The organism is Acidiphilium iwatense (assembly GCF_021556475.1).
Lineage (GTDB): Bacteria > Pseudomonadota > Alphaproteobacteria > Acetobacterales > Acetobacteraceae > Acidiphilium > Acidiphilium iwatense.
On record NZ_JAKGBZ010000075.1, the window covers coordinates 1 to 10,050 of the forward strand.

Below are 10,050 nucleotides of genomic sequence, written 5' to 3' on the forward strand. Positions count from 1 at the left end.
TGCCCTTCAACTTCGCCAAATCAGGCCAGACTAAAAACACTGCCTGACCCAGACCTATCGGTCGCGCTCCACCGCACGGACAGGACCCCCTCCCAAGGCTGGTGCAGAGAAATGCGCGCTTACGCTTTCCCTGTCGCGGACTACTACGGGGGCTCCGCCAGCATGATGGATATCGGGGCCAACTCCCTTGGCATTCCATCATGCCTTCCCTCGTTCATATGCTGGACTTTCATGCGCTGGGGAGGTTGCCGGTCGCAGTCCTTGTCCTTGCGTCCCGCAAGTCGATGCCAACGTCATGGCCTGGCTGCGTTCTCTCCATGACTCCCTGCAGGCGGCATACCTGTCCCCCTGCATTCAGATGCCGCCGGCTTACGTCTCCGGCATCATCATCAGCATTCCGCCTGTTAAGCCGTGTAGGCGAAGGCGACATTTCAGCCCTCGGATGCGGATTAACCGGTTCGTGTTCCTCAGCCTTCCAGCGCTACAGCCTCGGGGACCATCTCGGCGTAACGGCTTCGCCTCAATCCCCTTTACCTGCGGGCTACGTCACCCTGCCAGTTGACGGCAGGTCACCGCCGCTTGGGCTCATGCCCCCTCACAGCAGAGGGCAAGGCATTCGTTCAATTCCTCCTTTCTCCTTCGCATTCCAGTCATATGCACCCCGGACCATCCGGGACGAGGCGCACCATAGGTGAAATCGCTGACCCAGAGCCGGTTGGGGCAAGTTGCGTGGAATTCCCGGTTCACCCGATCCAACGGGCATGGCCGGCTTCGTCGGAATACGCAGCTTAGTCCCACAATCTCACATCGAAAGAAAATTGATTGATAGACACGATTTTTGAGTATTTTGCGTTAGCATGTATTGGGTTTAGAAGATAATTGACGGCGGGCGGCACGATGATCGATGGCACACGCAGCACCGCCGACCGCTGAGCTGCTACCCAGCTATCGCCTGCTTCTCTGGTATCAGGTGGAACAGAACCAATCTCTGCAGGCGGCTCGTCGGGCAGCTCAACTTTCATGATTACATAGTCGTCGGGCAGCAGGTCAGGTGGCAGATCGAGGTGAACACGGACCTCAAGAGCCGCCAGGGCTGGATGGTCGGCAAGATAAACGACCGCTACACCCGGTGAATTCCATCGCCCGCCGGTAGTTTTGGCGCCGGTGCCAGACAAGTCGGCGTATCGCCGTTTTGAAATTCGCCATGCCGTGATCAAGCGGCGACGCCGTGGGCAATCCGGGTAAGCAGGGACTCGACCTCGCGCGTGCCGGCGTCCGTGTCGAGGAGCTGGAGTGGGGACTGGCCTTCTAGGGCCGTGGTCGAGCGCCGCAGCCAGATTGCCGCCTTTTGGCGACTTTCAAAAACATCCTCCGCCGTGGCGATGATCCTGAGCAACCGGATAAACCGATCCGATTGTTCGACAGAGAGGCGCCCGATCTGCCGGCGGTGTGCCAGCGTCTTCCGAGGCACGGCGAGTTGATCCACCTCCACAGCCGTCACCAGACCATCGCGAATCGCCTCATCGATCAGTTCGACTGGGAGGCCGTCACGAATCTCGCGAACCGCCTCCAGACCAGTGATGGCTATATTCATGACGTAAACTCCTTGGCGATATGCCGATGATATAGCGGCATATCGCCAAATTGCAAGGGTGGCGCCGGGCGGACCCATATTCTCGCATGAACGACGTGGGTTGCCGTCAACCGCCCTCTTCCATGAAATCCAACGCTTGGTAGGGAATCGCTGCGAATCAGCGCAAGATCTGGGCCAAAGGAATGAGGGGAGTCGTGAGGATTTTCCCTCATTTCTTCACTCTCAGCTACTGTAAATCCGATACCTTCCGTCCTCGATCTCCGCGCCCACTACCTTGCGGTCGCTCTCTTCCCAGTCCGCACCGTCGAGACCGAGACGCTGGCCATCAATCCGGTGCAGATCCGGCCGCCAATGCCGTTCGCCGTGGATGATCCGCTCAGGTGTATGGCCGTGGATGATGATCCGCCCGTTCAACGGCTCGCGGGTCCACCACCAGCGTGCCCAAGTGTAGTGCTGCTCGGATCCATCGATAAACCCTGTCCACAGAACCGGAATCGAAAACCATCGCTGGTGAGGAATTTTTACACCCCACCCTGGTCCGCCATGAGTGAGCGTCAGATTTCCGGTATCGCGATGCGAGACCATGCCTTCGATCTGCGCGAGACCGGTTTCGCCCAGCTGATCGATCAATCGACGTCGCAGCAGCGCGGTGTCTTCGCAATTCACGATCGCCAGTTCTTCGAACAGTGCCAGGCCGCCATTGCCGTCGATCCAGATATCCCGGCACGACCGCTCATCCCAGCGGTGCAATCCGTCTTTCCTCGCAGCGATCTCAGCCTCTCGCTGCTTCTGCCAGTCAAGAAGAAGTAGCAGGAACAGGTCATGATTGCCGGCAACAAGGGTCTTGCCGCTGAACCCCAAGGTCTCCTCGGGCCGTGTGGCGAGTTTCAGCGCCCCGACATGATCCGGCCCTTTGTCGATCAGGTCGCCCAACAGCGTCAGATGGCCCTGACCCGCCGCGGCTGCACGCTCACCCATCGCGCGCAGGACGGCTTCAAAGGGTCCGGCAAACCCATGAACATCGCCGATCACGAATTCATGACCATCCGGGTTCAGATCCGGGACATCGATCCAGTCAGAAATCTCGACCGTCATTCCACTCATCTCCATTCCCCCACAACCACGGCTCGGCAATCCCGAGGCCGCGCACCGGAATCCCGGTACTGGTCTCGCCCTCATAGCTGCGATGGTGATGCCCATGCACGACAAGTTTCACGTCCTGTAATGGGCCGCAGCTTGGTGATAGGCGGTGAGGTGGCTGTCTCCCAGAATGATGGTGTTTCGAACGGGGTCCGAAGGCTGATGATTTTCACTTTGTGCCTACAAGAAATTAACCGGGCTTGAGCGTCAAAAGGATTGCATCAGTGAGGGTTTTCGCGGCGCGCGAGGGCCGTTCGCGTGGGTAGGCTATATAGAAAATATCCTCGAAGCTCATGACGTTGGGCAAAATGGCCCGCAAAAGCCCCTTATTCACCGCGTCTTCGGCATAGTGGTCGGGGAGAAAGCCGATATAGACGCCCGTCAAAAGCAGAAGGAGCGTGCCTTCCATATGCGGTGTCGCGGCGGACCACCCGAAATTTACCCCGCAGATCGGCGCATCCGCCATATAGGTGCGTCTGGCAAAAGGCTGGGTTTCGAGCATCTCTGGCGTGATGCTCTCATTGGGAAGATTGAACAAAGCATGTTTCTGGCCGCAATAGAGCTTCTGAACTTCGGAAAAGGCGTTACACGCCCTGAATTGCGATGTTGTGCTGGCGGTTTCCGGTGTCAGGACGACTTGGTAGGCGCCGTTCAGCAGTCCCTGGTGAAGGACTTGAGGGGCAGCAACGTCGATCTCGAGCCTGACGCGGGGAGCAGCACGATGGAACGCCGCCAGCGCGGCCGGCAGATTAAGGGCACCATTGCTGACCATCGCATCGACCAGACCGAATCGAAGTGTTCCTGACAATTCACCCTGAGCATCGCCCAGCCGGCTTTGAAATCGTTCGATCGAACCGAAAAGCTCGAGTGTTGCGGCATGAATCTGGCTGCCTTCCTCGGTTAGGATGAAGCCACTGCGCCCTCTTTCGCATAGCCGCAATCCTAGCCTCGCCTCCAAATCGCGCATATGGATTGAAATCGTGGCCTGGGTCATGCCGAGGCTGGCCTGGGCAGCCGAAAAACCGCCGTGGTGGACAATGGTCGCAAAAACCCGCAGCAGACGCAGATCGACATCGCTAAGAGACAGGGCGAGGACGCGTTGAGACGAGCGGCTGCGCATACATTGAATAAAGCATAACTAAACTTCAAATCATAGAAATTTATTAAGCTGAAGATTCGAGGCCAGTTCACCCCCACAATAGCAAGGCGGGGGTTCATGGTGAGCAATTCCTACGATACCGGGCGGCTGAATCTGCCGTTTGTCGGTATTTGCACCTTCGGGAAATATCCTTACCGTCCCGATTGGGAGGCCATTGATGCGGATGTGGCCATCCTGGGTGCGCCTTTCGATTGCGGCACGCAATGGCGGGCTGGGGCGCGTTTCGGACCTCGTGGGATCCGCGAGGCATCGACCCTGTTCTCGTTCGGTCATGACGGCGCCTATGACCATGAGGATGGCGTTATATACCTGTCTAACGACGAAGTGAAGATCGTTGATCTTGGCGATGCCGATATCGTGCACACGGACACGGAGGCGAGCCACGCCAATATCGAGTTCGGTGTGCGCAAGATCCTGGCCGCCAACGCGCTGCCGGTGGTGCTGGGCGGCGACCATTCCATCAACATTCCCTGCATCAACGCCTTCGACGAGGATTGTGCGCGCAACGGTCCCATCCATATCGTGCAGATCGACGCCCACCTCGACTTCGTCGATGTGCGCCACGGTGTGCGCTACGGCCATGGCAACCCCATGCGGCGCGCGGCGGAGAAACCTTATGTAAGCGGGTTGTCCCAGTTCGGTATCCGCAACGTATCCTCGACCACCCGTGAGGGCTACGAGGCGGCGCGTTCAATGGGGTCAGACATCCTGTCGGTCCGCCAGATACGCGCCCTGGGGACTGGCGCCGTCGTCGGCCGTGTCCCCGTCGGCGCGCGTTACTACGTCACCATCGATATTGATGGCTTCGACCCCTCCATCGCTCCCGGAACGGGCACGCCTTCTCACGGCGGCTTCATCTATTACGAGGTGCTGGAGCTTCTTGCCGCCCTGGCCAAGCGCGGCACCGTCGTTGGCATCGATCTGGTCGAGGTCGCGCCTGACTACGACCATTCCGGTTCCACCTCCACCCTTGCCGCTCAAGTGCTGATGAACCTGATCGGCCGCATCATGCATGCCAGGAAGAAGTGACGAAATGACGCATGCCTGCGCCGCAGCGGACATGCGTCATACGGGACCGGATGCGGGCAGGAACGAAAACAAGAGTGGCAAGGCACCATTCAACACCGACCGAGCTATGGATTGCCCGTACGGCCGATCCCCAAGGAGGACGAGATATGGACAAAAGCGTTCGCAATTATCTGAAGCAGTATGACATCAGCGACGCCACCCAGCGGTTTCTGGCCAAGCCACAGAAGATGTTTATCAACGGGGCCTGGGTGGACAGCGGCAATGGCGCAGTCTTCGACGTTATCGAGCCGTCCACCGGCGGCCTCGTAACCCGCGTACCCTCTGGCACGGCCGAAGATGTCGACCGAGCCGTCGAAGCCGCGCGCCGTCAATTCGACGGGGGAGCTTGGTGCCGCCTCAAGCCTCTCGAACGCGAACGCCTGCTACACCGGCTTGCGGATCTGATCGAGAAGCATGGTGAGGAGCTTGCCGAGCTCGAAGCCATCGACATGGGTAAATCCGTGAAATTCGCCAGGGAGATCGACATCCAGGGCACGATGGATACCTTCCGCTATTTCGCCGGTTGGCCCTCCAAGCTGCACGGCCGCACGGTCGAGCCGTCCCTGCCCGGGAACTATCTGGCCTATACCCGCAAGGAGCCGCTAGGCGTGGTCGCGGCCATCGTACCCTGGAATTTCCCGCTCCAGACCATGGCCTGGAAGCTTGCGGCCGCCCTTGCCGTCGGCTGTACGACGATCGTTAAGCCGGCGGAATTGACATCGCTCTCGACATTGCGTTTCGGGGAACTGGTCCAGGAATCCGGCATTCCGGACGGCGTGGTCAATATCGTGACGGGCCGTGGCAGCGTGGTCGGCGCAGCCATGTCGGCGCATCGCGGCATCAACAAGGTTACTTTCACGGGTTCCACACCGGTCGGGCGGGAAGTCGGCCGTACCGCCGTGGGTAATTTCAAGCATGTCACGCTCGAGCTGGGTGGGAAATCTCCTGTCCTGGTGCTTGATGACGCAGACCTGCGTAGCGCTGCCCTTGCCGTAGCCAACGGCGTGTTTTTCAACTCCGGGCAGGTCTGCGACGCGGGCACAAGGGTCTATGTTCAGAAGACGGTCTATGAAGCGTTCCTTGAAGAGCTGGTCGCCGTTACTCGGACTCTGAAGATCGCGCCTGGGTTGGACCCTGATTGCTTCATCGGCCCCCTGGTGTCGGCGCAACAGAAGAAAGTTGTGTCTTCGTATATTGAGGCCGGTCAGTGCGAGGGGGCCGAGTTGATTTATGGAGGGGGCAGCCTTGACCGGCCAGGCTATTTCATTGAGCCCACCATTTTCGCCAAATGCCAGCCCGAGATGAAGATCGTGCGCGAAGAGATTTTCGGGCCTGTTCTGGTGACCAGTTCTTTTGAGAAGTTGGATGATGCGGTTTCATTGGCAAACGACTCTGCCTTTGGCCTGGCGGCCGCCATCTATTCGAATGACCTGTCGCGTGTCCATACGCTTATTCCACGTCTGCATGCAGGTACAGTCTACGTTAATGCGCACAGTACGATCGATCCATGCATGCCGTTTGGAGGCTTCAAGGCTTCAGGATTTGGCAAGGATCTTGGCCCCGAACAGCTTGATTACTTGACCGAGACGAAGGCGATTTGGATTACCTTGCCATGAGTTTCTTAGTTAGTCGGCATCCCGCGAAGCTGTGAATGACGTTGTGTTTCAATAATCATTTGGCCCCGTCCGAGAGGCCATAAAAAAGGGAGAGAACAATGCAAAAGAGCCAACAAGTGAGTTCTGCCGCCGCGAGCGCAGGGAAGCTGGAAATCGAAGGTCGTTCCATCGATTTCGTACCGCATAACGAACGAAGAGACAAATTATCCACGCAAGGGCCGTTCTGGTTCGTAGGCAATTTCACGTTCTTTACGACAACCATCGGCTTCGTTGGTCCCAGCGTCGGTCTGAATCCTTTGTGGACCGCAATTGCTGGAACGCTCGGCATCATGTTCGGCACTTTGTTTATGGCCTTTCACGGCTCACAAGGACCGCATCTGGGCCTGCCGCAGATGATCCAGTCGCGCGCCCAGTTCGGGTATAGAGGCGTGATCCTCGTTCTGTTCGCGACTTTATTTGTCTTCGCCGGATTTAACATCGTGAACCTCGTGCTCATGATGCAGGGTCTGAACGCGCTGTTCCACTGGTTGCCCATAATGGTTGTGGCCGTTGTGACCGTGCCCTCCATGCTTCTGGCGATCCTTGGTCATGATTGGATACACAAGACATTCAAGTGGTCGCTTTATGTCTCTTTGCCCCTCTACGGGGCTATCACTTTGGCGGTGATGACAAGCTGGCTGCCGGGGGCATTGGGTGCTGCCGGGATCCATGCTCAGCCTATGCCTGCTCTCGGGTTCAACTGGACGGGAGTCATTACGCAGTTCGCCGCAGGTGCAAGCTATAATATCGCCTATGCTCCCTATGTCTCGGACTATACGCGCTACTTGCCCAAGCACACACGCAGCGGCCTCTTGATCCTGGCCGTGTTCCTGGGGGCTTCCTTGTCCGGTGCCTGGATGATCGCCTTGGGCGGGTGGCTGAGTGTGCATCTGGGCACCGCGGACATTCTGGTCGCACTGAACAGCGTTGGATCCGCCGTCGGGACGAGAGGGGGGGCGCTCGTTGTTGCGTTGGCTATTCTCGTCTTCCTGCCGGTAATTGCCATGAATATCTATAGCGCTAAACTTACCGCCATTACGGGTTGGGACTCGTTTTTCAAGGTGAAACCAACGCCCAAAGTCCGCGTCTGGGCCATTGTCTTCGTAGTACTCCTGCAGTCGGGTGTTGCAATATTTATCAATTCATCCAGTTCGGGATTATCGATTCTCAACATCTATCTTGTCGTCATGTTGTATTTTCTTGTGCCCTGGACTGCAGTCAATCTGACAGATTATTTCTTTGTCCGCAGAGGGCGCTACGCGATTCCGCATTTTTTTCTGCCACAAAAGGACAATATCTATGGATTGTGGGGACGCCGCGGCTTAGTCGCCTATCTGATTGGCTTTGTCATGATGATCCCATTCTTCTGTATCTATAACGGTCCGGATCCGGTCTTCGTCGGGCCAATGTCCCGCCTGATGGGAAATATCGATTTGGCCTGGCTTGTCGGGCTGATCGTTTCCGGCACCGCCTATTACCTGCTCTGCCTGTCGCACGACCTGCCAAAGGAACGGGAATTCATTCGCCGCATCGAAGAACATTCGCCGCATCTCACCACCGGAGATGGCTGGTAAGGGCCTCCCCGCATTCATAATCTGAGGCAAGATCATGTCAAACGAATTCGATTACATCATCGTCGGTGCCGGATCAGCCGGTTGCGTTTTGGCCAATCGGCTGACCGAGGATCCTTCGGTATCTGTCCTGGTGCTCGAATATGGCGGTAGTGATCGCAGCGTCATCATCCAGATGCCGAGTGCCTTCTCGGTGCCAATGAATACCAAGAGATTTAACTGGCACTACGAAACCGAGTTGGAGCCCTATCTGGACGGCCGCCGTCTGCATTGTCCACGCGGCAAGGTGCTCGGCGGGTCGTCCTCGATCAATGGCTTGGTCTATATCCGCGGTCACGCCTATGATTTCGACGAATGGGAAAGCCTGGGTGCGCGGGAATGGGGATATCGTAACTGTCTACCCTATTTCAAGCGGGCTGAGAATTATAAGTTCGGCGGCGACGAATATCGTGGTGGAAGCGGTCCGCTTGCCACTAATAACGGGAATAACATGCAGAACCCGTTATATGGCGCCTGGATCGCCGCTGGCCTGGAAGCGGGTTACATCAAGACGGATGACTGTAACGGCTATATGCAGGAAGGCTTTGGCGCCATGCACATGACCGTGAAGGATGGCGTGCGCTGGTCCACGGCCAATGCTTACTTGCGGCCCGCGATGCGGCGCAGCAATCTAAGCGTTGTCACGCATGCGATGACCCGTCAGATCCTGATCAAGGGTAAACGGGCAGTGGGCGTTGTCTACGAGAAAGGAGGGCAACGCCAGACCATGCGCTGCCGTCGTGAAGTGCTGGTCGCTTCCGGCCCGATCGGCTCGCCACACCTGTTGCAGCGCTCGGGCATCGGCCCGGGCAATCTTCTGCAATCGGTTGGTATCCAGGTCGCTCACGACCTGCCGGGCGTTGGGGAGAACTTGCAGGATCATTCGGAGATCTACATCCAATATGCTTGCAAGGAGCCCATCACGCTGAACGGGAAGATGGATTTGTTCAGCAAGGCGATGATCGGGCTGCGCTGGCTTTTATTCAAGGATGGCCTGGGCGCCAGCAACCATTTTGAAGCTGGCGGGTTCATTCGTTCTGAAGCAGGTCTGCGCTGGCCCGACATTCAGTTTCACTTCCTGCCAGCCGCCATGCGCTATGACGGTGACAAACCCTTCAAGGGTCATGGTTTTATGGTGTTGACAGGTCCCAACAAACCCAAGAGCCGAGGTTATGTGCGGGTGCAGTCGACCGACCCGTTCGAATATCCGTCAATCCGCTTCAACTATCTGGAGCGCGAGGAAGACCGTGAAGGGTTCCGGCGCTGTGTGCGGCTGACGCGTGAGATCATCAATCAGCCTGCCATGGACCGGTATCGGGACGTGGAGCTCGCGCCGGGGCCGAATGTGGTCAAAGACGACGAGATAGACGCATTCGTGCGTGCCAACATGGAAAGCACGATGCATCCTTGCGGTTCGTGCAGAATGGGTGAGGACGAGATGGCCGTGGTCGATTCTGAATTGCGTGTGCGCGGCATACAGGGCCTGCGCGTGATCGATTCATCGGTATTCCCAACTGAGCCAAATGGAAATCTCAACGCTCCTACCATCATGTTAGCAGAGCGGGCGTCAGATCTGGTGAAGGGCAAGTCTCCTTTGGTCGCTGCCAATGTGCCTGTCGGTTTGGCTCCTAAGTGGGAGCATTATCAACGCCCGGCTGAACCGCTCCGTATGAACCGATAAGGATCGTGCGTAAGCAGTAGCGCTTCTGTAATGGGCCTTTTGGTGTCAAGTCCACCGAGTGATCATCTCGTCGCCGGGATCATGCTTCTGTCCGTGGTCAGCACGAAAGGCTGCCACATCATGCCATCAGATCCGGAGCCGGC

8 protein-coding genes are annotated in these 10,050 nt (G+C 57.5%); 4 read left to right on the forward strand and 4 right to left on the reverse strand.

The window, feature by feature from the left end:
* Positions 1-788: 788 nt before the first annotated feature.
* The 4 genes from L2A60_RS19015 to L2A60_RS19030 form a co-directional block, all read right to left on the reverse strand.
* The gene (locus L2A60_RS19015; protein ID WP_262312746.1) at positions 789-1,217 is read right to left on the reverse strand and encodes an RES family NAD+ phosphorylase; all 429 of its coding nucleotides are present in this window, start codon (positions 1,215-1,217) and stop codon (positions 789-791) included.
* Complete coding sequence (gene parS / locus L2A60_RS19020; protein ID WP_235706044.1) at positions 1,214-1,594, reverse strand: type II RES/Xre toxin-antitoxin system antitoxin; 381 nt, start codon at positions 1,592-1,594, stop codon at positions 1,214-1,216. Before parS ends, L2A60_RS19015 begins: the two co-directional genes overlap by 4 nt.
* Positions 1,595-1,816: 222 nt before the next feature.
* A complete protein-coding gene (locus L2A60_RS19025) occupies positions 1,817-2,689 on the reverse strand; it encodes a metallophosphoesterase family protein (RefSeq protein ID WP_235706045.1) in 873 nt (290 codons plus the stop codon).
* Between the two features lie 235 nt (positions 2,690-2,924).
* Positions 2,925-3,854, reverse strand: a complete 930-nt coding sequence (locus tag L2A60_RS19030) for a LysR family transcriptional regulator (protein WP_235706046.1) — start codon at positions 3,852-3,854, stop codon at positions 2,925-2,927.
* Between the two features lie 96 nt (positions 3,855-3,950).
* Here L2A60_RS19030 and speB point away from each other — a divergent pair, with 96 nt between their 5' ends.
* The 4 genes from speB to betA all read left to right on the forward strand — a co-directional run bounded on the left by speB (position 3,951) and on the right by betA (position 9,907).
* On the forward strand, positions 3,951-4,922 hold the full coding sequence (gene speB / locus L2A60_RS19035; RefSeq protein ID WP_235706047.1) for an agmatinase: 972 nt from the start codon (positions 3,951-3,953) through the stop codon (positions 4,920-4,922).
* Between the two features lie 146 nt (positions 4,923-5,068).
* On the forward strand, positions 5,069-6,577 hold the full coding sequence (locus L2A60_RS19040) for an aldehyde dehydrogenase family protein (protein ID WP_235706048.1): 1,509 nt from the start codon (positions 5,069-5,071) through the stop codon (positions 6,575-6,577).
* A gap of 98 nt (positions 6,578-6,675) precedes the next feature.
* The gene (locus L2A60_RS19045; RefSeq protein ID WP_235706049.1) at positions 6,676-8,190 is read left to right on the forward strand and encodes a purine-cytosine permease family protein; all 1,515 of its coding nucleotides are present in this window, start codon (positions 6,676-6,678) and stop codon (positions 8,188-8,190) included.
* A 34-nt stretch (positions 8,191-8,224) separates the two neighbouring features.
* Positions 8,225-9,907 carry a choline dehydrogenase gene (gene betA, locus L2A60_RS19050; protein ID WP_235706050.1) on the forward strand — a complete coding sequence of 561 codons (1,683 nt, stop codon included), beginning with the start codon at positions 8,225-8,227 and terminating at the stop codon, positions 9,905-9,907.
* The last annotated feature ends 143 nt before the right edge of the window (positions 9,908-10,050 follow it).